The following is a 26223-nucleotide window of genomic DNA, read 5'->3' on the forward strand; positions in this document are numbered from 1 at the left end:
TTACCGTAAACCCAATGCTTACATACAGACAGAACCTGGTAAAGGGGGTGGAGAACATGGCAGTACCTTTTCGGAGAACATCCAAAACACGGAAAAGAAAACGCCGCACTCATTTCAAACTGAGTGTGCCTGGAATGGTTAAATGTCCCCAGTGTGGAGAATACAAACTGGCCCACCGTGTTTGCAAGGCTTGCGGCACTTACAAAGGGGAAGAAGTGGTTAACGACTAAAAAAGGTAAGGGGTTGCTCTTACCTTTTTTTATTTATCATCAATTTCTGAGAAGACCTCCACTTCTCAACGAAGTGTAAGTGGGGGATGAATCGGGTACAAACATATATTCCCTCTATGAACTGGAAGTGATAAGATTAAGGTTAGGAGGGGGAAGCCATGCAGAAAGCCTATCGCTTTCGCCTGTATCCTAACCAAAAACAACAGACCCTGATCCATAAGACGTTTGGCTGTTGCCGTTTTGTGTTTAATCACTTCCTTGCCAGACGGAAAGAAGTGTATGAAACGGAAAGGAAAACATTGGGGTACAACGCTTGTTCATCCCTGCTCACACAACTCAAAACGGAATTGGATTGGCTGAAGGAACCGGATGCCACAGCCTTGCAAACAGCGTTACGGCACTTGGATGACGCATTCAAACGGTTCTTCCGGGAAAAGAAAGGCTATCCCCGGTTTAAAAGTCGTAAAAACCCGGTACAATCCTATACCTCCAAAAACAACAACGGCTCCATTGCCATCCAAGGCAACCGGATTCGTCTGCCCAAACTGGGTTGGGTGAAATTTGCCAAGTCCCGTGATGTGGAAGGACGTATCCTTTCCGCCACCATTCGGAAAAATTCATCGGGCAAATACTTTGTGTCGGTATTGGTGGAAACAGAAATTTAACTGTTGCCTGCCTGTGACAGCAAGGTAGGCATTGATCTTGGTGTCAAAGATTTTGCAACCCTTTCCACAGGGGAAGTCATTCCCAATCCCAAGTATTTGAAAAAGTATGAGGCAAAACTCATTCGCTGGCAACGGAAACTTTCCCGCCGGAAGAAAGGCGGCTCCAACTGGCACAAAGCCCGTCTTAAAGTGGCCCGTCTGCATGAAAAGGTGGCTAATTGCCGCAAGGATTTTCAGCACAAACTGTCCACAAGGCTGATTCGCGAAAACCAAGTGATCTGCCTGGAGGACTTATCTGTGCAGAACATGCAGAAGAACCATCGTTTGGCCAAAAGCATTGCTGATGTGTCGTGGTCAACGTTTTGCACCATGCTGGAATATAAAGCCAGATGGTACGGACGAACCGTGGTACGGGTGGACAAGACCTTCCCTTCCAGCCAGATATGTTCTGTTTGTAACTATTGCCATAAAGAAGTGAAAAAACTCGGCTTGCGGGAATGGACATGTCCATCGTGTGGTACACATCATGACAGGGACATCAATGCCGCAAAAAATATTTTGCAGGAAGGCTTACGCTTGTTGGCTTCCTAGCTAACTGAACCGTGGGACACACGGGGATCGCTTGGTCAATAAACGGCTGGTAGGCTGTTGTTCCCAAGAATCCCCCACCTCTAAGCGAAGCGTAGGTGGTGGGAGTGTTCAATGTGCTCTAAGTGTATGATTCCCCTCCGATTGAGCCATGATAGTTAATGTATTTTTGAACCCTTCAGCCAAGGTTCAGAAATACCCTTGACAAAAAGCATGGTTGAGGGATCTTCTTGATGTAGAGAAAGTCATTCCCCTTTCTCAGCTCCCGCCATTGGCCAACAGGTCAAGGCGGGAGCATTTTTGTAAGTAAGTGTCTATTTTTTCCGGAACAGATTCTTTTTTACCCCTTTATGATGATTCTGGATACCTGTTAAGGAATTTTTTTGGTCAAAGAGGAATTAGACTGGTGGAGGGCGAAGTTTAACTTACCTCCGACAGAAGTCTCCCACTTCTAAGCGAAGCGAAAGTGGGAGATGTATGTCACTTAAACGGAATAAGCAAATGGTCAGATTGAAACAATGGATCATCCAGGAAAAAAAAGGGGTTGAGTGGATGAGAAAGGTGGAGGCAGGATGATTAAAATGGAAATCATTGGCAATATTGGGGTGTTAACCCTGGCTAGACCATGGGTGCATAATGCTCTAAACTTCCAAATGTTTAAAGAACTGAAGTACTACCTAGAGAAGTGGCGGGAAGACCAGGACGTAAAAGTGATCGTGCTGACCGGAGAAGGGGAATCGTTTTGTTCAGGGGGAGATCTGGAGGAATTTAGCCAGTTAAGCAAGGGAGAGATCGCCGATTGTTTTAAACAAATTAAAGACATATTGTTAGCACTGCACCAGTATCCTAAACCAACCGTGGCTGCCTTGAACGGGACAGCGGTGGGGGGAGGCTGTGAGCTGGCTAGTGCTTGCGATTTCCGTCTGGCTCATCCTGCTGTCCAGCTCGGTTTTGTGCAGATCCGTCTGGGGATTACGACTGGATGGGGAGGTGCCAACTATCTGTTTAAACTTTTATCCCGTCAAAAAGCACTGGAACTCCTGCTCAGCGGGGAGAGGATTTCCAGCATTGAAGCATACAAGCTGGGCTTGATTGATAAAATCTTTCCGACAGAGGATTTTTTACGGCATGTGCTCGCCTGGTGCAGACGGTTTGCCTGCCAGCCGCTGGATGCTATTCTTCTGTACAAGCAAACCGCACAACAAGCCGATGATCCCCGCTTCACCCTCTCCCAAAAAATAACGTTGGAAGTAGAGCGGTGTCTGAAAGTTTGGGGGGGACCAGTTCATCAGCAGTCAATGCGTCATTTTTTACAAAAAAACAAGAAAAAGTAGTTGGGAGGGTTTAAATAGATTTTCGTTTGGACATACTTCCAATAGTAGATGCAGATTCTATGAACTCTACAAAGTGCATAAACTAAAGTAAAACCTGCTATTGGAGGAATCTAAATGGTTGCACAACGGCAAGATGCATGGACGGAGGAAGACGATCTCATACTAGCTGAGGTGACTTTGCGTCACATTCGTGAAGGGAGCACCCAGCTTGCTGCTTTTGAAGAAGTGGGGCAACGCTTGGGACGCACACCTGCAGCATGTGGCTTCCGCTGGAACAGTTTGGTGCGTAAGAAATACGAATCTGCGATCCAAATTGCCAAGGCCCAGCGTAATCAATTGAAGGCAAAGAAGCAAAAGCGGAGGTCAGCCGTAGATAATGATAGAGTGCAAGAGTTGTCAGCATCGGGAACAAATGAAGAGCTTGCTCAAGAAACACACACGTCTTTACCCCAAACTAAGCAAGAGGAGCGGGCGCTAAGTTTTGATGATGTCATCCGTTTCCTCCGCCAGCAAAAAGAATCCTATATCAAAATGAAGCAAGTGGACCAGCTCCTGAATCAAAAGGACGAAGAAATTAAAAGGTTAAGAGAGGAAAATGAACAGATCAAACAGGAACTGGAAAACATTCGTCAGGAATACGACACCATGAATGAAGATTATCAAGCTTTGATGAGGATTATGGAACGTGCCCGGAAACTTGCATTTTTAGGTGATGAAGAGCAAGATGGACGGATCAGTTTCAAAATGGATAAAAACGGAAATTTGGAACGGGTTGAATAAGGATCATCATACTGCCTGGGATGAGCCAACGGGGCCGGAATGGATAAAAGGGAATGGGTTCTCCTGTCTTTCATGCGGGAGAAAAGAGCACCCACTTCCCTTTTTGTCATGCTACAGGCAGCGCTGGCCTATAGCCGGGGAACAGCAAAACGCATGCCACTTTTGTTGATTCCTACAGCTCCAAATCTTCTTCTTTAAGCTCCCTTTCTTTTACGCCCTCAGGCAGCCAAATATAGGGGCTTTCTCCTCTGTCGCGAACGGGATTGTACTTCACAGGCTTAAATCCCATCTTTAACCAGAACTCACCTGACTGCTGTCTGGCATTGGTTTTGATCGGTTGGCCAAAGCTTTTGGCATATTCGACCAGCGCCGTGCCATAACCGCGGTGACGGTAATCTGGTAAAACCTCTAGTTTCCACAACTCCAGATAATCTTGAGGCGGGTCGAAATAACGGTCATATTTGGCGTTAATCTGGTACAGACTCATGCGGGCCACTAATTTATCACCATAATAAATACCATAAAAGGGAGAGTTACTGTCATCTTCAATAATGTTGGCTTGTAAATCTTCCAACATGGAGAGTTCTTCTAAGCCATATTCTTTAAATTTTTGGAACTCCTCTAGCGTTTTGTAATTAATCAGTAAGCGTTTTACTTCTGGCTTATCCACAATTGACACCCCTTTTTCACAGCTACCTTCTGTATTTAGTTTACTGTTTTTACGGCCATTTTACAATAAATGTACTAGATTTAGCACTTATCTTAAATTTAAAAAAATAAGAGGAATTTTCCGGGTCTATGTCGAATGAAATAGACCTAGGAGAGGCCATTTCCTGTTGCTTGTATATGAGATCATGGGGAAGGAGTGAAGGTATGGCCAGGAAAAAAGTGTTGATCGCTAACCGGGGAGAGATTGCCCGGCGTGTGATACGTACTTGTAAGCAACAAGGATATGGGACTGTTGCCATCTATTCTGCTGCTGATCAGGATATGCCGTATGTCGAGGAAGCCGATGAGGCTGTGCACATTGGCCCTGCTCCTGTGGCCCAAAGTTATTTGCAGATGGACAAAATTATCGATGTTGCCAAGGATCTGGGCGTGGCGATGATCCATCCTGGCTATGGGCTGTTGTCTGAAAACGCAGAATTTGCCCGTAAATGTCAGGAGGCGGGTATAACGTTTATTGGTCCTTCGCCCGAAGTGATCAGACAGATGGGCGACAAACTGGTGGCCCGTCAAATCATGAAACAAGCAGGCGTACCTGTTGTCCCAGGTGGTGAAACAGAAGCACAGGATGTTGAACAGGCATTGGCCCAGGCAGAAGCCATTGGTTACCCCGTGATGTTGAAAGCCAGTGCGGGCGGGGGAGGGATCGGGCTTTCGGTTTGTCACCATCCCGGGGAACTTGAAAAAGCTTATGCCTCCGCGAAGGGCAGAGCTAAAGCCTATTTCGGACAGGATCACATGTTCGTGGAAAAATATATTGAGGATCCCCGTCATATTGAAGTCCAGATTGTAGCTGACCAGCACGGGCACATTTGTCACTTATTCGAACGGGATTGCTCCATTCAGCGGCGTCATCAGAAAGTGATTGAGGAATCGCCATCACCCTTTGTCGATGAACAGACACGGGCAAAGATTTGTCAGACAGCGGTAAAGGCTGCCCAAGCAGTCGGCTATACGGGTGTGGGAACAGTGGAATTTATCATGGGCCATGACAAAGCGTTTTACTTTATTGAGATGAATACCAGGCTGCAGGTGGAACATCCGGTAACAGAAGCAATAACAGGTTATGATCTCGTCGCCCTGCAACTGGCCATTGCCGAAAATCAACCATTGCCTTTTGCCCAAGAAGAGGTCAAGCGCGAGGGGCATGCCATAGAGCTGCGCATTTATGCAGAGGATCCGGTTACCTTTATGCCTTCACCAGGCCAAATTACCCTGTATGAACGGCAGGAAGGAGATGGCGTCCGCTTCGATGACGCAATCCGCACGGGCAGTCGCATAACGCCCTACTATGATCCATTAATTGCCAAATTAATTGTAAGCGATTCCACCCGCACCGCAGCGATTGAGAAGGGGATCCGGGTGCTGAATGAAATGAAGCTGGAAGGAATCAAGCATAATATTCCCTTTTTGCTTGATGTCTTGAATCATGAACAATTTAGAGCCGGCAACTATACGACCCAGTTTGTCAAACACTTAAGGGAGGTAGCCAGATGAAAGAAATCGTATCAACTATGACAGGAAGTGTCTTTCAAGTACACGTCAAAGTGGGAGATGAGGTTCAGCCGGGGCAGGAAGTTGTGATTTTAGAATCTATGAAGATGGAAATCCCCATCACTGCCGAACAGGGCGGAACGGTGAAAGAAGTGAAAGTGGATGTGGGGGACTTTGTCAACGAGGGAGATGTGGTTGTGGTGCTTGAATAAGATTTTGTGTCAATCATAAGCGTGTGTATCAATCCATAAGAGTGTGTATCAATCCGGTGATCGAGCGCTCGGTCTTAGCTTGCGTGTCCGCATCATCATTGTTCAGGGTAAATGGGAACAAGAAAGGAGAGAAGCTGATGACACACACTTTGGAGGAAACGTTAAAGCAACGCATTGAACAGATCGAGAAAGGCGGAGAGGAAAAGTATCATCAAAAGGCCAAGGAACAAAACAAACTGTTTGTCCGTGAGCGTCTCCGTCTGTTGCTAGATGAAGGGTCATTTGTGGAAGACGGCAAGTTTGCCAATTTTGCGGCCGGTGATTTACCAGCTGACGGAGTGGTGACCGGCATTGGTAAAATCAATGGCCAGACCGTTAGTGTGATGGCCAATGATTCAACGGTAAAAGCGGGATCCTGGGGCGCCCGCACCGTAGAAAAAATTATCCGCATCCAGGAGACGGCGGAGACAATGAAAGTACCGCTGCTTTACCTGGTGGATTCGGCCGGGGCAAGAATCACTGATCAGGTTGAGATGTTTCCCAACCGCCGGGGAGCGGGACGCATCTTTTACAACCAAGTGAAGTTGTCGGGCGTTATTCCCCAGATCTGTTTGTTGTTTGGGCCGTCAGCTGCGGGAGGAGCCTATATTCCTGCTTTTTGCGACGTTGTGATTATGGTCGATGGCAATGCCAGCATGTACCTGGGTTCCCCCCGCATGGCTGAAATGGTGATCGGGGAAAAAGTCACCCTGGAGGAAATGGGGGGCGCCCGGATGCACTGTTCGGTCAGCGGCTGCGGTGATATCTTAGCACAAGACGAGCAGGAAGCGATCCAGTTCGCCCGGGAATACCTTGCTTATTTTCCGGCTAACTTCGAGGAGCGCCCCCCTCAGACGGAAGCCAGACCACCGAAAGCAGGGGTGCGTCCCATCGAAGAGATCGTTCCCGCCAACCAAAATGTACCCTTTGATATGTACGAACTGATTGAAGCTTTGATTGATGAGGAGACATTTTTTGAGATCAAAAAGCTTTTTGCCCCCGAAATTATTACCGGGTTTGCCCGCTTGAACGGCCAGGTGATTGGTATTGTGGCCAATCAACCGAAAGTGAAGGGAGGCGTGTTATTTGTTGACTCGGCGGACAAAGCGGCACGTTTTATAACCTTGTGTGATGCGTTCAACATTCCTTTGCTCTTTTTGGCCGACGTTCCCGGATTCATGATTGGGACGAAAGTGGAGAGGGCGGGAATTATCCGTCACGGAGCCAAAATGATTGCCGCCATGTCCGAGGCGACGGTGCCTAAAGTATCTGTCATCGTACGTAAAGCTTACGGTGCCGGTTTATATGCCATGGCTGGACCAGCCTTTGAACCTGATGCATGCCTGGCCTTGCCCACCGCACAGATTGCTGTCATGGGTCCCGAAGCGGCTGTCAATGCCGTCTATTACAACAAAATTGCCAGCATCGAAGATCCACAAGAGAGGACGCAATTTATCATGGGGAAACGTAAAGAGTATCAGGAGGATATTGATATCTACAGGCTGGCTTCGGAGTTGATCGTAGATGATATTGTTCCGGGATCTGAACTTAGGGAACATTTAATCCGTCGTTTTGAGGCCTATCGCCACAAGGATAAACAGTTTTCCAAACGGAAACATCCTGTATATCCTGTCTAACTTGATTTCATCATTTGGTAGCACGAGAAAGAGGCTGTCCCAAAGGGTCCTGTCATCACCTGCGGGTCAGCCTCTTATCCGTTCATCCAATGCAAGATTGATTGAGCACATGAAGCTAAAGCAAGATTTCGATTTCGCTTTCCTGTTTCAGTTGGTCAACGAATTCCTGTCTCCGTTCGCTCCGTTTTTGCCACTTCAGCTGTTCGTTAATAAGTTGCTTTGTTTCATCATCAAGCTTTTCACCGATCTCTTCTTCATAAGCCAGATAGGCTTCTTGTTGCTCTTCTTCACTTAATTCAATTTCACCAATTTGATCCTCTAAATATTGGTTGATTACCATTTCGTTGGCCAGTTCTTCCTTGAGATCGTCCATGGACAATCCGAGAGTGTCAAGCGTTTCAATCAATTCCTCTTCTGTGGAAAATTGGGCTTTAATGTCTGCCAGGGCTTCTTCCACTTGTTCCGGATCGGCTTTATACCCTTCACTTTGGGCGGCCTGTAATAAGAGCTGCTGTTCAATCAGGCCGTTTAACACCTCTTCTTGTATCTGTTCAAACATTTCTTTTCCTTCTTCACTTTCAAAATCAATGCCAAATTGGGCATAGGACATTTTAACCCGTTCAAGATGGGCATCCAGCTCTTCCTTATAGATCTGGGTTCCGTTAACCATGGCTACAGCTGCGCTTTCCTCTGAATGCTTCTGACCTATCCCGCAACCGAATAAAGTGATTAGCGACATGCTTAATATGACCGCCAATATCGTCTTTTTCATCATCCTGCCTCCAAACTTTAAAAAATACAGCATTTGCCTTACAATGGCATTGAGGGAAGTGTACCATAAATGAGCATCCATGTAAATGGTCAAGGCTAAATAGACACGAGGTGAAAGGAATTGCATGTGTTAGTCATTGGGGCGGGAGCGATGGGCATCTTGTTTGCAGGTTATACTTGGCTGGCTGGACACCGTCATCTGACCGTGTTAACACGGCGCCTGGCACAGGCCAGGGCCATCAATGACTCAGGTTTGCACTTGAAACTTCCCGGAGAAAAGCTGCTCCACTTGAAGCCCCAGGCGATTGCTGCTGAAGAGGATGACAAGCTGGAATCCCAGCCCGACTTGAGCCTTGTGACTGTCAAACAAACCCAGCTTATCCCAGTTCTTTCCTGGATCAGGCGGAACATTAATGCTGATAAGCCTGTTGTGTTTATCATGAATGGCCTGGGCCATCCCGATCACATCCGGAAGGCGCTTCCACACCACCGTGTGTTTTACGGGGTGACACAGTGTGGTGCAACCAGGATTGGAGATACAAAAGCAGAGGTGCGGGGAACAGGGGTGACCGCTGTAGGGTCTCTGGCTGGCGGTACAGTGGACAGTGCTCCTTCCTTTTCCCGGTGGAGGGAGGATATAGCACCTTATCTTGATGTGTGCTGGACCAACCGTATAGAGCAGACCATGTGGAAGAAAGCAGTGATTAATGCGTGTATTAATCCCTTAACGGCTTTATTCCAGGTTCCTAATGGGAAGTTGGCTGACTTTCCGGCTCTGACCCAGTTAATGAAGCAGTTGTATGACGAACTGCAGCCGCTTATCCAAGCGGTCTGGGGCAAGGAGACCCCTTCCATTTTAGAAGAGGGGAGGTTATGGGAAGAGATTATAGGAGTCTGCCACCGAACAGCTGACAATCATTCCTCTACGTGGCAAGACATCCGCCATGGCCGGCGGACAGAAATCGAAGCTTTGAACGGCTATTTTGTCAAAAAAGCGGCTCAATATCACATCGATTTACCTGCTCACCGTTTTGTCCGGCAAGCCATTCTCGCTTTGGAAGAAATGAACAATGATGATGAAAGGTGAACACTCGATGGAATTGAAAATAAAGGAATATGACCTGCCACAGATTAATACCTTTGCTACAGACTATGTCAATCAACAGGTGCAAGCACTGCAATTTTTCCACTATGACCCTTTTGACAAAGACAGTTATAAGCGCCGCTGGCGGGAGCTTCGCGAACGAACCTTTGCTCGCGGGCCTTTGGCTGAGGTGATCCGTGCCCAAATGGCGCGCTGGACACTTTCGCCTGCTCAAGAAGAACAGCTTCAACGTTTGCAGCAAGAGGAAAGTGTAGTCGTGCTCGGTGGGCAGCAAGCCGGGCTGTTGACAGGCCCGATGTATACGCTCTATAAAGCGGTGACCATATTAAAAGTGGCCCGAACCCAAGAAGAGCAATTAGGGGTCCCTGTGGTCCCGGTTTTCTGGATTGCAGGGGAAGATCATGACTTTCAGGAAATTAACCATGTTTTTGTGCCCAAGGCAAAGGGGGCTGGCATGGAGAAGCTGTCCTTGTCTGATCCACATGGGCAGGTGAGACAGTCTATTGACCACCGTCCCTTCCCCCGCCGCGAGATTTTGTCCTGGCTGGAAAATGTATTTGAGCAATGGCCCCAAACCGAGTTTACTGAAGAGGTCCGTCAGTTGGTCTTGGACACATTACATAAAGCGGACACTTACACCGCTTTTTTTGCGGGACTGATGCACCAGCTGTTTACACAGTACGGGCTGTTGCTGGTTAATTCTGCGGATCCGGCTTTGCGCCGGCTTGAATCTTCCGTGTTTGAGACGATTTTGACTCATTATGATCTGATTGACGGCCATGTGCGCCAGCAGATAAAGCGTATGGAAGAGCAGGGCTACACACCGCAGATCACCTTGGGTGAACATCCGGCTCTCTTGTTTATTTACGAGAATAAAGAACGTCTCTTGCTGGAGAAGAAGGGAGCCCAATTCCAGACTAAAAATGGCCAATCTGTTTATTCCGAGGCAGAGTTATTGGACTTGGCGAAAAATGAACCGTGGCAGTTTAGCAACAATGTCATTACCCGGCCCTTCATGCAGGAGTCGTTGTTTCCCACCTTGACCTTTGTGGCCGGACCGGGTGAGATTGCCTATTGGGCTTTGTATGGAACCTACTTTGAAGCGTTTAATATGAGGTTGCCTGTGATTATGCCCCGTTTAAATCTGACCCTGGTTGAGCCCAACATTTGTCATCTTCTCGAAAAGCACAATATTGACATACAAACGGTATTCGGATCATTTGAGGCGTTCCGGGAACAGTGGTTAGCTGAACAGGATGAACTTGGCCTGGAACAAAGCTTTTCGCAAGTTAAACAAGAGGTGGTGCGCCTGTACCAACCTTTACTTGAAAAAGTATGCCGGATCAATAAAGGAATGGAACAGCTCGGGCGCAAAAATCTTGACAAAGTGCTGGAACAGGTTGATTATTTTCACAAACGGGCCATGGCTGCCTTTAAAACCCAGCATGAGGCTGCGATCAGGCATTTTGACAAAGTGGAGCAGGCCCTGTATCCAGAGGGACGTTTGCAAGAGCGTGTTTATTATCCTTTTCATTTCTTCAATAAGCATGGGTTTCAGTTGTTGGAAGTATTGATGCAGCAATCATTTTGCTTTAACGGAAAACATAAGTTAGTATATTTACATGTGGAGTAAAGCTTTCAAATCCAGTGGTTCAAGAAAGGAGCAAGTGTATGAATGCCCGTGAAACGAGCATCATCCAAGATCTCAGCCTGGCTCCGGAAGGTCATCTGAAAATTGACTGGGTTAAAGAACATATGCCTGTTTTAAACCGTATCCGGAAGCGTTTTGAACAGGAAAAACCGTTTGCAGGACTGAAGGTGGCTATTTGTCTCCATCTGGAAGCCAAAACCGCCTATCTGGCCAAAGTGATACAGGCGGGTGGCGCCCAGGTGACCATTACCGGCAGCAATCCGTTATCCACCCAAGATGACATTTGCGCCGCTTTGGTGGAAGATAATATCCAAGTCTTTGCCCGCTACAACCCTGAACCTGAAGAGTATAAACAGCATTTGATCAAAACGCTGGAGACCAAACCTGATCTCATTATTGATGACGGGGGTGACCTGGTCACCATTTTGCATGAGGAGCGCCCTGACCTTCTGCCCCAAATTCGCGGTGGCGCCGAAGAAACCACGACCGGCATTTTGCGTCTCAAAGCGCTGGCCAAAGAGGGGCGTCTTCAATTCCCGATGATGGCTGTGAATGATGCTTACTGCAAATATCTGTTTGATAACCGCTACGGCACGGGCCAGTCGGTGTGGGACGGGATTAACCGCACCACCAACCTGGTTGTAGCCGGCAAAACGGTGGTGGTCATCGGCTATGGATGGTGCGGCAAGGGTGTGGCCATGCGGGCCAAAGGTCTTGGGGCCAAAGTGATTGTCACCGAAGTGGATCCCATCAAGGCGATCGAAGCGTATATGGATGGATTTGAAGTGATGTCAATGGACCAGGCTGCTGAACTCGGAGACTATTTTGTCACTGTTACAGGCAATAAGGATTGTATCCGCCAAAGCCACTTCGAAAAAATGAAAAATGGAGCGATCCTGGCCAATGCAGGGCACTTTGATGTTGAGATTAACCTGAGAGAGCTGGAAGGGTTGGCCCAATCTAAACGGGTTGTGCGCAAAAATATAGAAGAGTATCAACTGGCCGGGGGCAAAAAGATCTATGTACTGGCAGAGGGCCGTTTGGTTAATCTGGCTGCCGGAGACGGTCATCCTGCTGAGATCATGGATATGACTTTTGCCTTACAAGCTTTGGCCCTGGAGTATATTAACAACCATTATCAGCAATTAGAAAAGAAGGTGCATAACGTGCCTTATGAGCTGGACCAACAGGTGGCTGCCTATAAACTCGAGGCCTTAGGTATCACCATTGACCGTTTAAGTGAAGAGCAAAAGGCCTATTTGGAATCTTGGAAGGAATAGGAAGCCCTTGACAGGTCGTCCGTTTAAAAAAAAACCGATTTTAAAAAAAATCCTGCTCAACAAGCAGGATTTTTTTTTGTGGGGGAGAATAAATAATTAAGTGGTGAAAAGTGGGGGATTGTGGAGGAAAACGGGGGAGAAGTGGTGATCCGATGTGTTCCTAGGTGAATATCAGCACACCATTGACAATAAAGGAAGACTCATTATACCTGCCAAGTTTCGGGAGGGCCTGGGAACATCTTTTATCGTGACCAGAGGATTGGACAAATGTTTGTTTGTCTACCCCTTTTCTGAATGGAAACAGATTGAGGAAAAATTAAAATCTCTCCCGTTTACCCGGTCTGATGCCCGTGCGTTCACCCGCTTTTTCTTCTCAGGCGCAACGGAGTGTGAGCTGGACAAACAAGGAAGAGTGAATATTCCTGCCAACCTGCGTGAATACGCCCAGTTGGAGAAAGACTGCGTTGTTATTGGCGTCAGCAGCCGAGTGGAGATTTGGAGCAAAGGTGTTTGGGAAGACTATTTTGCAGCATCTGAAGAATCGTTTGCTGAGATAGCCGAAAAGATTGTTGACTTTGACCTGTAACGGAGGCTGCACCGATGTTTGAACATGTGACGGTCCTAAAAGAAGAGGCTGTGAACGGACTTAATATAAAATCCGATGGCACTTATGTGGATTGTACGCTTGGCGGAGCTGGGCACAGTCAGCTGATTGCCAGCCGTCTTGGACCAGGCGGTTGCCTGATCGGCATAGATCAGGACCAAGAGGCTCTGGAACATGCCCGGAGGCGGTTGGCAAATTTTAATATCTCTCTTGTTCTTGTGCAGCGTAATTTCCGTTACTTGGCTGAAATTCTTGATGAAGCTGGATTCCAGCAAGTGGATGGAGTTTTGTTTGACCTTGGCGTTTCCTCTCCACAGCTGGACCAAGCCGAGAGGGGGTTCAGTTATCAACATGATGCCCCGCTGGATATGAGAATGGACCAGCGCCAAGATTTAACGGCTTTTGATGTTGTCAACTCCTGGAGCGAGGAACAATTGGCTGAGGTCATCTACCGCTATGGTGAGGAGCGTTATTCCAGACGGATTGCCCGCCGTATCGTCGAGACCCGAAAGAAAAAACCCATTAAAACCACGGGTGAACTGGTGGACGTGATTAAACAAAGTATTCCAGCCAAAGCCCGGCAAAACGGTCCCCATCCAGCCAAGCGCACTTTTCAAGCTATCCGGATTGCAGTCAATGACGAATTGAACGCTTTCGAAGAAGCTCTTTCCCAAGCGATAGAGCGTTTAAATAAAGGGGGCAGAGTGGCGGTGATTACCTTTCACTCATTGGAAGACCGCATCTGTAAACAAATGTTCCGCCAGAAAAGCCAGGGTTGCACCTGTCCCCCTGGCTTGCCCCAATGCGTGTGCGGACAAGTTCCCTCGCTGAAGATTGTAAACCGTAAACCCATTGTGCCCACTCTCCAAGAGGTAGAGCAAAACCCAAGGGCACGGTCAGCCAAGTTGAGAATTGCTGAGAAAATCTGAGCAAGAAAAGAAGCAGAAACAAAAGGAGGATTAGATTTATGTACCAATATGGAAACGTCGCAGTGAAATATCAGAACGAAAAGCGGAACAAACATCTGAGCCGTCAACAGCATAAGCAGGAACCTAAACAGCCGTCCCAACACCAGCCACATCCACAAGGGCAGTCGCTCTTGTCCAGCAGGGAAAAAATGCTGTATCTCTTTGCTGTGTTGATTGTCATAGCTGCCTTAAGTTTGCTGATGGCCAGGGGTGCTTTACTGACAGAAATGAACTATGAGCTTCAAGCGTTGGAACGTGAACTGGAACATCTGGAAGAAAACAATGCCAAGTTGGAAGTTGAAGTCATCCAGCTCAGCTCACCGGAACGTATCTTGGCCATTGCTCAAAATGAACTGGGCATGGACATGCGGGAGCGCACAGTTAAAGTCCTGTCCAGGTCCAAGGAAAGTGCTGAGTGAGAAAAAGGCCGGCATGCTGGTGTTCCTGCTTTTGCATTTGCGTTGAGCCAAGTGTCGGGGGAGGAATATGTATGAGTCACACTAAAATACGCAGCCGGAGTCAATTTGTGGGAGCAATATTTTTATTGCTCTTTTTTGCTGTTATATATCGTTTTTATACCCTTCAAGTCGTTGAAGCTTCCTGGTATCAGGAACGGGCCCAGGCGATGTATGAGCGTGAGAGGGTATTGGAGCCCGAGCGGGGTTCTATCTTTGACCGCAACCATAATATACTGGCCAAGGAAGTGAAGGCATACACGGTTATTGCCATATTGGATCAAAACGTGCCCAACCATGTGAAGGATCCGCAAGCGACAGCCGAACAACTGGCTCCCATTCTTGATATGTCCCAAGAGCAGCTTTATCAGCTGTTAACTCAGAAAGACCGCCAACAGGTGGAACTCAGGCCAGGAGGATGGAAAATAGATGCACAAAAGATGGAAGCCATTCGGGAACTGGAACTGGAGGGGATTACTTTTCGGGAAGAGACCAGACGTTACTATCCTAACCATACCTTTGCTTCCCATATATTGGGTTTTGTTGACCTGGATGGAGAAGCGAGAATGGGGCTGGAACTTGAGCTGGACAAGTACTTGCGGGGAGAAAAAGGATTAGTGAAGTATAAGCAGGATTTAAAAGGAAACAGGCTTATCTCCGGTACGGAAACCGTTGAATATCCTAAAGATGGTCATGATGTTTATCTGACGATTGATCAACGTATCCAGCTATTTGTGGAACAAGCACTGGATGAGGTGTATCGTGAATACCGGCCGGAAAAAATGACGGTCATTGTTTCAGATCCCCATACCGGTCAAATATTGGCCATGTCCAACCGCCCCTCCTTTGATCCGAATAACTACTCCTCAATTACCAACTATTGGAATGATTCGGTGTCCTATGCTTTTGAACCTGGTTCAACATTTAAAGTCATTACTTTTGCTGCAGCCATCGAGGAAGGCATCTATAACGGGCATGAAACATTTCAATCGGGCAGTTATGCAGTGCCGGGGAAAATTATCCGTGACCATAATCGCCAGGGATGGGGCACCATTACCTTTTTGGAGGGGATGCAAAAATCAAGTAACGTGGCTTCAGTCATTCTGGGGTACGAACGGATGAAGAAAGAGGTGTTTTACCATTACATTGACCGTTTTGGATTTGGTAAACTGACCGGCATTGATTTGCCTGGCGAGCATCCCGGTTATGTCATTCCGTTGGAGGAGGCAAAGCCGGTTGACCTTGCCGCCATGACTTTTGGCCAAGGCGGGTTGATGGTTACCCCCATTCAGCAGATCCAGGCGATCAACGTCATTGCTAACGGCGGTAAGTTAATGAAACCCTATGTCATCGATTCCATTTATGACCCCAATTCTGATAAAGTGGTTTTACAAAATAAACCGACCGTGGTTGATCCGCAAGTGGTTTCTCCCCAAACTGCCAAACAAATGAGGGATATACTCGAAACGGTTGTAACAGATGGGACCGGAACCAATTTTCATATTGACGGTTACCAGGTTGCTGGTAAGACAGGGACTGCCCAAAAAGCAGAAAATGGCCGTTATGTTCGCGGGAAGTACATTCATTCTTTTGTGGGCTTTGCCCCTAAAGATGATCCCAAACTATCCGTTTTCGTGGCCATTGATTCCCCGCAGGTGGACCAGTACTATTTGGGGGGTGCCGCTGTGGCCAAAGTCTTCAAGTACGTCATGGAGAACAGTCTGCAATACCTCAACGTGACCCGGGAGATTGAGGAGGTCTCGGCGGCAGATTTTGAAGCGGAGTGGCCAACAGTGGGAGATTACCGGCGCCTCTTTGTAGAAAACGGGAGAAAAAAAGGGGAACAAGACGGTTTTGACGTGCACATTTTGGGCCAGGGAAACGAAATAACAGAACAGTATCCCACTCCCGGAACGCCTATGCCTGAAGGCAGCCGCTTGTACCTCATCGCCGGAGAGGTCCGTCATGTAGAAACTCCGGATATGACCGGATGGTCATTAAAGGAAGTTTTGGACTGGGCGTCAGTCACAAGGATGAAGGTTCGTGCCGAAGGACATGGATATGTGACGGCTCAAAATGTGTCGCCAGGTGTACGGCTGCGACCGGGAAGTGAGTTGCAAGTCACCTTAGAGCCAAAGTTTGACGGCAGATAGCTTGGTTATTTCCCCCTCTGCACATCCTGCTGGCTATCCCTGGTGGGGGAGGTTGTTCTATCACGGAGACAGGTTGAATAGGGTTATAAGGTAGAAGGACTCTATTCAGTGTGGAGGGGATTCTTGTGCGCGTGTCCAACGTCACTGTCCGGAGGCGAATTTTAATTGTGCTTGTGGCGGGCCTCATGTTGTATCTCACCCTTGGTACCAGGCTGGGATATATTCAGATCGTCCAAGGCCAATGGCTGATGGACAAAGCAGAGGAACTGTGGAGCCGCGATGTCCGCTTTGAACCGAAACGGGGTAAAATTTTGGACCGCAATGGCGAAGTGCTGGCATACAATATTAGTGCTCCGACAGTGATGGTTGTCCCGGCCCAGGTCAAAGATCCCCAACAGACGGCCCAAGCACTGGCTAACGTATTAGATATGAGTGAGGAAAAAGTGTTCCGTTTAATTACCCAGCGGGAAATGATCGTCAGGATTAATCCAGAAGGCCGAAAAATATCTAATGAAAAGGCCAGGGAGATCCAACAGCTTGGGTTGGAAGGAGTATTTATTGCTGAAGACAGCAAACGCTATTATCCTTACGGAGATTTTTTATCCCATGTATTAGGCTTTGCAGGTATTGACAACCAGGGGCTCACTGGTTCTGAGTTGATATATGACGAGATCCTCAAGGGAAAACCTGGCCGTGTTTCCTTTTACTCCGATGCCAAAGGGCAGCTGATGCCCAATCAACCGGAGGTATATCAACCGCCTAAGGATGGTCATAATCTGGTTTTAACCATAGATGCCAATATCCAAAAAATAATGGAGCGGGAAGTGGATCATGCGGTTGCCCGCTATAATCCTGACCATGTAATCGGCATTGCGATGGATCCCAACACTGGCGAGATTTTGGCCATGACCAGCCGACCGGATTACGATCCAGGCAGATATCAGGAATATCCTCCTGAAGTCTACAACCGTAATTTGCCTGTTTTCAGCATGTATGAGCCTGGTTCCACGTTCAAAATTATTACTTTGGCTGCTGCCCTTGAAGAAGGGAAAGTGGATCTCCATAATGAGCATTTTCATGACCCGGGTTTTATTAAGGTGGCTAATGCCCGGCTGCACTGTTGGAAGCGCGGTGGGCACGGGCACCAGTCGTTTTTGGAAGTGGTTGAAAACTCGTGCAACCCGGGATTTGTTGAGCTCGGTCAACGGCTGGGGACCGAAGTGCTCTTTGACTACATTGAACGGTTTGGGTTTGGGGAGAAAACAGGCATTGATATGCAAGGCGAGCAAAAGGGGCTGATTTTTTCACCTGAGCAAAGGGGACCGGTAGAAACAGCCACAACTGCTTTTGGCCAAGGGGTGGCCGTGACACCCATTCAGCAGGTGGCCGCTGTGGCTGCGGTTATTAACGGAGGCTATCTGTATACACCTTATATTGCCAAAGAATGGCATGATGCGGAGACCGACATGGTCTTAGGACGGAGGACACCCCAGTTAAAACGTCAAGTGATTTCCAACGAAACATCGCAAAAGGTGCGTGAAGCATTGGAAAGTGTAGTGGCCAGGGGAACGGGACGCAACGCTTATGTAGAAGGGTACCGGGTAGGAGGAAAAACAGGCACTGCCCAAAAGGTGGCTCCAGGTGGGGGTTACCTGGAGAACAATCATATTGTTTCTTTTATCGGCTTTGCTCCCGCTGAGGACCCGCAAATTATTGTTTATATTGGCGTTGACAACCCTAAGAATACTGTTCAATTTGGCGGCGTGGTTGCGGCCCCGATTGTAGGCAGAATCATCGAGGATGCTTTGCGCTATATGGGGGTAGAAAGACGGGAAAGCCCCTTGCAAAAAGAATACGTTTGGGGAGATGAGATCACCTACGAGGTGCCCAACTTGATCGGCATGACAGACAAAGATTTGCAACGGACTTACTTTCAGCTTCCCATTGAGGCGGCCGGAGACGGAAGCGTCGTGATTAAACAATTGCCTGAACCTGGTGAAAAGGTAAAGGAAGGATCGGTTATCCGGGTATTATTAGGGGAAAAAATATCCCAACCGAAAGAAACAGGTGACAAAAAGGGAAGAGAGGATTAAAATAGGGATGGCAATCTTATCTAAACGATCTGGAGTGAAACCCACATGCAACTGGCAGAGCTTGTTCAAGATTTGATTCCTTATCGGGTTCAGATTTCTGCTCATCACAGCAGTGCGGAACAGCCTGATGATGGGCATCTGCGAGGTATAGAGATTTCATCCATTGAACTGGATTCCAGACAGGTGAAACCGGGAAGTTTGTTTGTGTGTATACCCGGTTTTCAGGTGGATGGACACCAATTTGTATCTCAAGCGATTGAACGGGGGGCTGTCGCCATCCTGGCCCAAAAGCCTCTTGACGTACCTGTACCGGTGATTATTGTTCCTGATACGCGCCGGGCCCTGGCTTATGTGGCCAACCGTTTTTACGGTTTCCCCACCCAGAAGTTGCGCCTGATCGGTGTCACTGGAACTAATGGCAAAACAACAGTGACCTATCTGATCGAAAAAATGCTAGAGGATCAGGGGCGAAAGACAGGCCGTATTGGAACGATCAATATGAAAATCGGAGACCGTCTGGTAGAGGTCAAAAATACAACCCCTGAATCCCTTCATTTGCAACAGGCATTTCATGACATGCTGCAAGCCAAGTGCTCCCATGCGGTGATTGAAGTCTCCTCCCATGCTTTAGATATGGGCAGGGTGAGGGGATGTAATTTTGGTGTGGCTATTTTTACAAATTTAACGCAAGATCATCTGGATTACCATCAGAGCATGGAAGAGTATAAGCGGGCTAAAGGATTATTGTTTTCCCAACTGGGCAATGGCATTTCTGAGCGGGATTTGAAATATGCTATTTTAAATGCTGATGATCCCGCTTCGTCCTATTATGCCAAAATTACACCCGCTCAAGTGCTGACTTACGGAATCAAAAGCGAACGGGCAGATATTAAAGCTGCGGACATTACTCTGAGCCCCCGGGGAGTTTCGTTTACTGTTCACTACGGTACAGAACAAGAGCAGTTTAATGTGCCGTTGGTCGGGATGTTTAACGTTTACAACGTTTTAGCTGCAGTGGGGGCTGGTGTGGTGGAAGGCCTCAGCTTGCGCCAGATCAGTGACAGTCTGAGTGAAGTCCAGGGTATTCCCGGCCGGATGGAGGTTGTAGAGGCGGGACAGGACTTTACTGTCATTGTCGATTATGCCCATACACCGGACAGCCTGGCTAATGTATTATCTACCGCCCGCCAACTGGCCCGCAAAAGATTAATCTGTGTGGTGGGCTGCGGCGGAGACCGTGACCGTGGTAAACGCCCCTTAATGGCACAGATGGCAGTAAAGTATGCTGATTTAACCGTCTTAACTTCAGATAATCCCCGTTCCGAAGATCCGGCAGCGATTATTCGTGATATGGAAAAAGGGTTAATTGAACAGGATGTGTCGCAAACTAAATATACCTCCATTATTGACCGCAGACAGGCCATTCACTGGGCCATTAACAAGGCGGAAAAGGATGATGTGATTATCATCGCTGGTAAAGGGCACGAAACCTACCAGGAAATTAAAGGCCAGCGGTTCCATTTTGATGACCGGGAAGTGGCCAGAGAAGCCCTTGCCTCCCTAAAGCTATGAGAAAGGGGATGGGGATATGTTAAATGTGATCTTGCTCACCATCATTGCCTCGTTTGCTATAGTCTTATTATCTGCTCCCTTATTTATCCCTGTCTTGCGCCGGCTTAAATTTGGCCAGAGTATACGTGATGAAGGGCCAAAGTCACATCAGAAAAAAAAGGGGACCCCTACCATGGGCGGGGTCATTATTTTACTTGGGATTTCATTAACCACTTTCAAATTTGCCAATCATACGTATGAATTTTATTTGCTTGTTCTGGTTACCTTGGGATATGGTTTAATTGGCTTTTTGGATGACTTTATCAAGATTTATTTCAAACGCAATCTGGGGTTAACAGCCAAACAAAAGTTGTTGGGGCAGATGATCATTGCGGCAATATTCTGTTACTTTTTGTATAATATAGGGCACTCCACTGAGGTGTACATTCCCGGATCTGTATATGGTTTTGACTTGGGCTGGCTTTATTTCCCGTTTGTGGTCATCATGCTTGTCGGGGCTTCCAATGCGGTCAATTTGACTGACGGGTTGGATGGACTTTTGTCTGGAACGGCGGCTATTGCTTTTGGAGCCTATGCTCTCTTGGCGGCCCGCTACTCTGAGCCTGATATCGCCATTTTCAGTGCGGCTGTGGTGGGAGCCGTGCTAGGTTTTCTGGTCTATAATGCTCATCCCGCCAAGGTGTTTATGGGAGATACAGGTTCGCTGGCTCTGGGTGGCGCTATTGCTGCTGTTGCCGTTCTGACCAAGACAGAGCTGCTTCTGGTCATTATTGGAGGTGTCTTTGTGGTCGAAGCTCTGTCAGTCATATTGCAGGTGCTGTCATTTAAGCTGCGTGGCAAGCGTATTTTTCGGATGAGCCCCCTTCATCATCACTTTGAACTCGGGGGCTGGTCGGAATGGAAAGTGGTGATGGTTTTCTGGCTGGCAGGCTTTTGCCTGGCGGGAATTGGGATTTATTTAGAGGTGTTTGCCTAATGAAAAATAAACATGTTTTAGTGCTGGGTTTGGCCAAGAGTGGTTTTGCTGTGGCCAAACTTTTGGCGCGTTATGGTGCTTTGGTCACCGTGAACGAACAAAAACCGCGCCATGAATGCCACGGGGTAGAGGAATTGGAAGCACTGGGTGTAAAGGTGGTCTGCGGCTCCCACCCCCTCTCACTTTTGGACGAACCTGTTGACTTGATTGTGAAAAACCCTGGTATCCCCTATAGAATCCCTTTTTTACAGGAAGCCGCCCGCAAACAGATCCCTGTTGTAACTGAGGTGGAAGTGGGCTATTTACTTACCCGGGCCCCCATTATTGGCATTACGGGTTCGAATGGTAAAACGACGACCACCACATTGATTTACGAAATGTTAAAGGACAGTGACCCACCCCCTCTTATTGCCGGTAACATCGGGACGGTGTTTTGTGAAGTGGCTGCCCGGGCCCGGCCCGGGCAGTGGCTGGTTACGGAACTGTCCAGCTTTCAGCTGCAAGGTACAACAGCATTTCATCCTAAAATCGGCGTGTTGCTTAACATTTTTGACGCCCATCTGGACTATCATGGCACCAAACAAGCTTATATTGAAGCGAAAGCTAAACTGTTTGCCAATCAGACCCCCGATGATTTGGCTGTGTTTAACTTAGACCAAGAAGAAACAAGAAGGGTGGCTGATGCGGTCAAAGCGCAGGTGGTCTGGTTCAGTACACGCAGCCATCCGGAAAGGGGCGCCTATGTGGAAGACGGGCGCATTAAATATCGCAATAAGCTGGGGGAAGTGACGGAAGTCCTGGCAGCCAATGAGGTAAGGTTGCCAGGGACACATAATTTGGAAAATGTAGTGGCGGCAGTTGCTGTCAGCCTGGAAGCAGGAGCCAAACTGGAACGGGTCAGAGAGGTTTTGCGTACCTTTACAGGGGTTCCGCACCGTTTGCAGTTTGTGCGTGAACTGCGTGGTGTACGATACTATAATGATTCCAAATCAACCAATGCTTTAGCCACCAAGAAGGCCTTAGAATCTTTCTCTGGCCGGGTGGTGCTGATTGCCGGTGGATTGGACCGGGGAGATGATTACCGGGGGTTGACCACAGTTTTTAAGTCCCGTGTGAAGGCACTCATTGTTTATGGACAAGTTGCAGGCAAGCTGGCTGAGATAGGCTACAAGGCAGGGGTAAAACACGTCTTTCATGTCGATAATGTTAAAGAGGCGGTAAACGTGGCGCACCAGATCGCTGAACAAGGTGATACGGTGCTTCTCTCTCCAGCAGCCGCAAGCTGGGATCAATTTTCCTCATTTGAAGAACGGGGAGACATGTTTACCGATTGTGTGCATATGCTTAGATAAGAGCGGACTTGCTCACATTCTAGCGATATGAGGTGTTTCCCTTGCCTAAAACGCGTGGAACCCCGGATTTCCTTATCGTCTTTTGCACGCTCGCTTTGTTAAGTATCGGCATCTTGATGGTGTATAGTTCAAGTGCCGTGCTGTCCTTTCATAAATTTGGAGATTATTTTTATTACGCTAAACGCCAATTTTTGTTTGCCGGACTGGGCATTGCCGCCATGTTTGTCATGATGAATGTCGACTACTGGGTCTGGCGCCGGTGGGCCAAATTTGGACTCATGATCTGTTTTGTTTTGCTCGTGCTTGTGCTTTTGATCGGCGTTGAGCGAAATGGTTCTAAAAGCTGGATTGGCATTGGCGCTTTCTCTATCCAGCCCTCGGAATTTATTAAGATCTGGATGATTATTTTTTTAGCCAAATATTTAGCCGAGCGCCAGAAATACGTGATTTACTTTACTAAAGGGTTGCTCCCCCTTTTAGCCTTAGTGGGGCTGGCGTTTGGTTTGATTATGCTGCAGCCCGATCTGGGAACAGGCGCAGTCATGGTCAGTACGGCTGTTGTCATGCTTTATATTGCCGGAACAAGACTGGCTCATCTTTTTTCACTGGGCATGATAGGGGTGGCTGGGTTAATAGGATTGATCCTGGCTGCCCCATACCGCATCAAGCGCATTACGGGTTTTCTTGATCCCTGGCAGGACCCTTTGGGTGCCGGATATCAGATCATACAGTCTCTCTATGCCATCGGTCCCGGCGGCTTGATGGGCTTGGGGCTGGGAATGAGCCGGCAAAAGTTTTACTACCTTCCTGAGCCCCAAACCGATTTTATCTTCGCCATTTTGGCGGAGGAATTGGGTTTTTTGGGAGGGGCGACTGTCCTCTGCCTGTTTACCCTGTTATTGTGGCGGGGCATGCGGGTGGCCATCTGTGCACCTGATTTATACGGCAGTCTCTTGGCTGCGGGGATTGTGGCCATGGTCGCCATTCAAGTGATTATTAATGTAGGGGTTGTTACAGGGATGTTCCCGGTCACTGGCATTACACTGCCATTCTTAAGTTACGGGGGTTCATCTCTGACGCTCATGTTAACGGCTATAGGTCTGTTATTAAATGTGTCCAGATATGCGAAATAATTGTCAGACAAAGCAACCAAAGGGCTCTTTTTGAACAGAAAAACCAGTATGGTAAAAGGCGTTAACCAGAAGAAGGTGATGAGAGATGAAAGTCATCGTATCTGGAGGAGGCACAGGTGGCCATATCTATCCGGCACTCAGCATTATTAAGGAAATTAAAAAACATGAGCCAGACTCTCAATTTTTATATGTTGGTACGGCAAACGGGTTGGAAGCCGATATTGTACACAAGGCAGGTATACCGTTTAGAACCATTGACATTACCGGTTTTAAAAGAAAAATTTCCCTACATAATCTCAAAACCGTCTACCGCTTCATAAAAAGCACGTCCCTTTCTAAACAGATCATTAAACGGTTTCAGCCTGACATCGTGATAGGGACAGGGGGCTATGTGTGCGGACCAGTGGTTTATGCCGCCAGCCGTTTAAGCATCCCCACCTTAATTCATGAACAAAATGTCATTCCAGGGTTGGCGAATGCCTTTTTAGCCCGTCATGTCTCTGCTGTTGCCGTCTCCTTTGAAGGGTCAACAGAACATTTCAGAAGTGATAATCTTTATGTTACAGGCAATCCCCGGGCCTCGGAAGTGGTTGAGGCCGATGGACAAAAAGGGCGGGAGTCACTGGGCATTCCTCCCCATAAAAAAGTGGTGCTCATTGTGGGTGGCTCTAGAGGTGCTGAGGCTATTAACCGGGCCTTTGTGGAGATGTCAGATAACATCAGCCAGATGCCTGATTGCCACTTTGTTTATGTGACTGGCCAGATTCACTACAGCAAGGTTAAGGAACAATTGGCTGACCGGCTGAATAACCTCACGAACCTCACGGTGAAACCTTTCATCTACAACATGCCCGACGTGCTGGCCGGGACAGACTTGATTGTAAACCGGGCAGGCGCTTCCTTCCTGGCTGAGATTACGGCATTGGGCTTGCCTTCCATCTTAATTCCTTCGCCTTATGTCACAAACAATCACCAGGAGAAAAATGCCCGTTGGCTGGAGAGGGAGGGAGCCAGCAAAGTGATTTTGGAGAAAGAACTGACAGGCCAGCGTTTATGGAATACCTTGCGGGAACTGCTTGACAATGAGCCGCTGTTAGATAAAATGAGAAAAGCTTCGCTTAATCTAGGCAAACCGGAAGCCGCCAACCAGATTTATCAGTTAATCAAACGGTTGACGGCAGACCATGCCCAGTCATGAGGATATGAATACAGTTTAAAGTAAAATCATGACTTGTTGTCACCCTGGGCATCTGCCCGGCATACACTGGTGGTATGCGTGGGCAGATGACCCATGAGATGCATTCTGTTGGAGTCAGCTGTAGGAGGGTTCCAATGAATGACATAGTCGAACGCTTAAAAGAGGCAAATGTGGGAAAAGTGTGGTTAAATGAACCGCTCAAAAATCATACCACCTGGAAAATAGGAGGACCGGCAGACATTCTCATTCAACCAAAGAACACAACCGGACTGATCACAGCGGTTAACATTCTTAAAGCTCAAGGGATGCCATACCGTGTCATTGGACGCGGGTCTAATCTGCTTGTTAGGGATGGCGGGATACGCGGCGCGGTCATTAAAGTTGGAGAAGGCCTGGACTATCTGCGCATTGAGGGTGAAAAGGTGACCGCAGGAGCCGGGTTTTCATTCATCAAGCTGGCCACAATTATAGCTAAGCAAGGATTAAGCGGATTGGAGTTTGCTGGTGGCATTCCCGGTACTGTTGGCGGGGCTGTGTACATGAATGCAGGGGCTCATGGGTCGGATGTTTCACGTGTGTTGCATTCTGCCCAAATTTTGTTTGATGATGGGGAGCTTGCCACCTTAAGTAATGAAGAACTAAAATTCTCCTATCGGACTTCAATTTTACAAAATGAGCGCAAAGGTATTTGTCTGGAGGCCACCTTTAAGCTGAAGAAGGGCGATCGGGAACAGATTTTGAAGACAATGGCTCAGAATAAGGATTACCGCAAACAAACCCAGCCTCTGCAACAGCCGTGCTGCGGCAGCGTTTTTCGTAATCCTAAACCGTACTCAGCCGGGCGCTTGATCGAAGAGGCAGGATTAAAGGGGTTTCGCATTGGAGATGCCCAAATTTCCACCAAACATGCCAATTTTATTGTCAATTTGGGAAATGCAACGGCAAAGGATGTATTAGCGCTCATCAAGCATATTCAGGATACGATTGCTGAAAAATACGGCGTTGAGATGCATCCTGAGGTGGAAGTTGTTGGTGAAGAGTGATGGTGGTGCGCTTCATTGTGTAGGGGGCAAGGTGTGACTATTGTCCAGTTTTTAACATGCTGATATAATTAAGAAGAGACCAGAAGAGCAGGTATACAGACAAAAACGGCATGCGATATGCCGTTTTTTTACCGGTTCATCTTTTTTTGTGATTGGATGGGAAT

Annotated in this window: 22 protein-coding genes and 1 pseudogene; 21 read left to right on the forward strand and 2 right to left on the reverse strand. The window is 47.8% G+C overall.

Annotated features, from left to right (window positions below; all coding sequences use genetic code 11):
• Positions 1–56: 56 nt before the first annotated feature.
• From rpmF to IEW48_RS02850, 4 genes and pseudogenes are all read left to right on the forward strand, one after another.
• On the forward strand, positions 57–230 hold the full coding sequence (gene rpmF, locus IEW48_RS02835; RefSeq protein WP_007505615.1) for a 50S ribosomal protein L32: 174 nt from the start codon (positions 57–59) through the stop codon (positions 228–230).
• A 158-nt stretch (positions 231–388) separates the two neighbouring features.
• Positions 389–1486: pseudogene (tnpB, locus tag IEW48_RS02840) on the forward strand (IS200/IS605 family element RNA-guided endonuclease TnpB).
• 569 nt (positions 1487–2055) lie between these two features.
• Complete coding sequence (locus IEW48_RS02845; RefSeq protein ID WP_188622497.1) at positions 2056–2817, forward strand: enoyl-CoA hydratase/isomerase family protein; 762 nt, start codon at positions 2056–2058, stop codon at positions 2815–2817.
• 114 nt (positions 2818–2931) lie between these two features.
• Positions 2932–3597, forward strand: a complete 666-nt coding sequence (locus tag IEW48_RS02850; RefSeq protein ID WP_007505617.1) for an RsfA family transcriptional regulator — start codon at positions 2932–2934, stop codon at positions 3595–3597.
• 172 nt (positions 3598–3769) lie between these two features.
• Here IEW48_RS02850 and IEW48_RS02855 read toward each other — a convergent pair whose 3' ends face one another.
• Entirely contained in the window at positions 3770–4267 is a 498-nt protein-coding gene (locus IEW48_RS02855; protein ID WP_007505618.1) for an N-acetyltransferase, read from the reverse strand.
• Between the two features lie 203 nt (positions 4268–4470).
• On the opposite strand from IEW48_RS02855, the gene IEW48_RS02860 reads away from it, so the two are divergent.
• The 3 genes from IEW48_RS02860 (at position 4471) to IEW48_RS02870 (ending at position 7705) form a co-directional block, all read left to right on the forward strand.
• A complete protein-coding gene (locus tag IEW48_RS02860) occupies positions 4471–5820 on the forward strand; it encodes an acetyl-CoA carboxylase biotin carboxylase subunit (protein WP_188622498.1) in 1350 nt (449 codons plus the stop codon).
• Positions 5817–6029, forward strand: a complete 213-nt coding sequence (locus IEW48_RS02865; protein WP_007505620.1) for an acetyl-CoA carboxylase biotin carboxyl carrier protein subunit — start codon at positions 5817–5819, stop codon at positions 6027–6029. The genes IEW48_RS02860 and IEW48_RS02865 overlap by 4 nt, the downstream gene beginning before the upstream one ends.
• A gap of 137 nt (positions 6030–6166) precedes the next feature.
• Positions 6167–7705 carry an acyl-CoA carboxylase subunit beta gene (locus IEW48_RS02870; protein ID WP_188622499.1) on the forward strand — a complete coding sequence of 513 codons (1539 nt, stop codon included), beginning with the start codon at positions 6167–6169 and terminating at the stop codon, positions 7703–7705.
• Between the two features lie 115 nt (positions 7706–7820).
• Here the strand turns inward: IEW48_RS02870 and IEW48_RS02875 are convergent, their stop codons facing one another.
• Entirely contained in the window at positions 7821–8477 is a 657-nt protein-coding gene (locus tag IEW48_RS02875) for a SurA N-terminal domain-containing protein (protein ID WP_188622500.1), read from the reverse strand.
• A 126-nt stretch (positions 8478–8603) separates the two neighbouring features.
• On the opposite strand from IEW48_RS02875, the gene IEW48_RS02880 reads away from it, so the two are divergent.
• The 14 genes from IEW48_RS02880 (at position 8604) to murB (ending at position 26059) form a co-directional block, all read left to right on the forward strand.
• Positions 8604–9563 carry a ketopantoate reductase family protein gene (locus IEW48_RS02880; protein WP_229703917.1) on the forward strand — a complete coding sequence of 320 codons (960 nt, stop codon included), beginning with the start codon at positions 8604–8606 and terminating at the stop codon, positions 9561–9563.
• Between the two features lie 7 nt (positions 9564–9570).
• On the forward strand, positions 9571–11214 hold the full coding sequence (gene bshC, locus IEW48_RS02885) for a bacillithiol biosynthesis cysteine-adding enzyme BshC (protein WP_188622502.1): 1644 nt from the start codon (positions 9571–9573) through the stop codon (positions 11212–11214).
• A 38-nt stretch (positions 11215–11252) separates the two neighbouring features.
• Complete coding sequence (locus IEW48_RS02890) at positions 11253–12512, forward strand: adenosylhomocysteinase (protein ID WP_188622503.1); 1260 nt, start codon at positions 11253–11255, stop codon at positions 12510–12512.
• A 154-nt stretch (positions 12513–12666) separates the two neighbouring features.
• A complete protein-coding gene (gene mraZ / locus IEW48_RS02895) occupies positions 12667–13098 on the forward strand; it encodes a division/cell wall cluster transcriptional repressor MraZ (protein WP_007505626.1) in 432 nt (143 codons plus the stop codon).
• A 14-nt stretch (positions 13099–13112) separates the two neighbouring features.
• Complete coding sequence (gene rsmH, locus IEW48_RS02900; protein WP_007505628.1) at positions 13113–14045, forward strand: 16S rRNA (cytosine(1402)-N(4))-methyltransferase RsmH; 933 nt, start codon at positions 13113–13115, stop codon at positions 14043–14045.
• 38 nt (positions 14046–14083) lie between these two features.
• Positions 14084–14503, forward strand: coding sequence for a cell division protein FtsL (ftsL, locus tag IEW48_RS02905; protein WP_188622504.1), 420 nt, complete (start codon positions 14084–14086; stop codon positions 14501–14503).
• Positions 14504–14574: 71 nt separating this feature from the next.
• Complete coding sequence (locus IEW48_RS02910) at positions 14575–16692, forward strand: penicillin-binding transpeptidase domain-containing protein (RefSeq protein WP_188622505.1); 2118 nt, start codon at positions 14575–14577, stop codon at positions 16690–16692.
• A 125-nt stretch (positions 16693–16817) separates the two neighbouring features.
• Entirely contained in the window at positions 16818–18785 is a 1968-nt protein-coding gene (locus IEW48_RS02915) for a stage V sporulation protein D (protein WP_188622506.1), read from the forward strand.
• Positions 18786–18830: 45 nt separating this feature from the next.
• Positions 18831–20357, forward strand: coding sequence for a UDP-N-acetylmuramoyl-L-alanyl-D-glutamate--2,6-diaminopimelate ligase (locus IEW48_RS02920; RefSeq protein WP_188622507.1), 1527 nt, complete (start codon positions 18831–18833; stop codon positions 20355–20357).
• A 16-nt stretch (positions 20358–20373) separates the two neighbouring features.
• Complete coding sequence (gene mraY, locus IEW48_RS02925) at positions 20374–21333, forward strand: phospho-N-acetylmuramoyl-pentapeptide-transferase (protein ID WP_188622508.1); 960 nt, start codon at positions 20374–20376, stop codon at positions 21331–21333.
• Positions 21333–22685 (forward strand): UDP-N-acetylmuramoyl-L-alanine--D-glutamate ligase, encoded by a 1353-nt coding sequence (gene murD, locus IEW48_RS02930; protein WP_188622509.1) that lies wholly within the window; start codon positions 21333–21335, stop codon positions 22683–22685. The genes mraY and murD overlap by 1 nt, the downstream gene beginning before the upstream one ends.
• Positions 22686–22726: 41 nt before the next feature.
• Positions 22727–23818 (forward strand): stage V sporulation protein E, encoded by a 1092-nt coding sequence (gene spoVE / locus IEW48_RS02935; protein WP_007505637.1) that lies wholly within the window; start codon positions 22727–22729, stop codon positions 23816–23818.
• An 85-nt stretch (positions 23819–23903) separates the two neighbouring features.
• Positions 23904–25016, forward strand: a complete 1113-nt coding sequence (gene murG, locus IEW48_RS02940; RefSeq protein WP_188622510.1) for an undecaprenyldiphospho-muramoylpentapeptide beta-N-acetylglucosaminyltransferase — start codon at positions 23904–23906, stop codon at positions 25014–25016.
• A 134-nt stretch (positions 25017–25150) separates the two neighbouring features.
• Positions 25151–26059: a UDP-N-acetylmuramate dehydrogenase gene (gene murB / locus IEW48_RS02945; protein ID WP_188622511.1), complete on the forward strand. Its 909-nt coding sequence runs from the start codon at positions 25151–25153 to the stop codon at positions 26057–26059.
• Positions 26060–26223: the final 164 nt, after the last annotated feature.

This window comes from Caldalkalibacillus thermarum (assembly GCF_014644735.1).
GTDB lineage: Bacteria > Bacillota > Bacilli > Caldalkalibacillales > Caldalkalibacillaceae > Caldalkalibacillus > Caldalkalibacillus thermarum.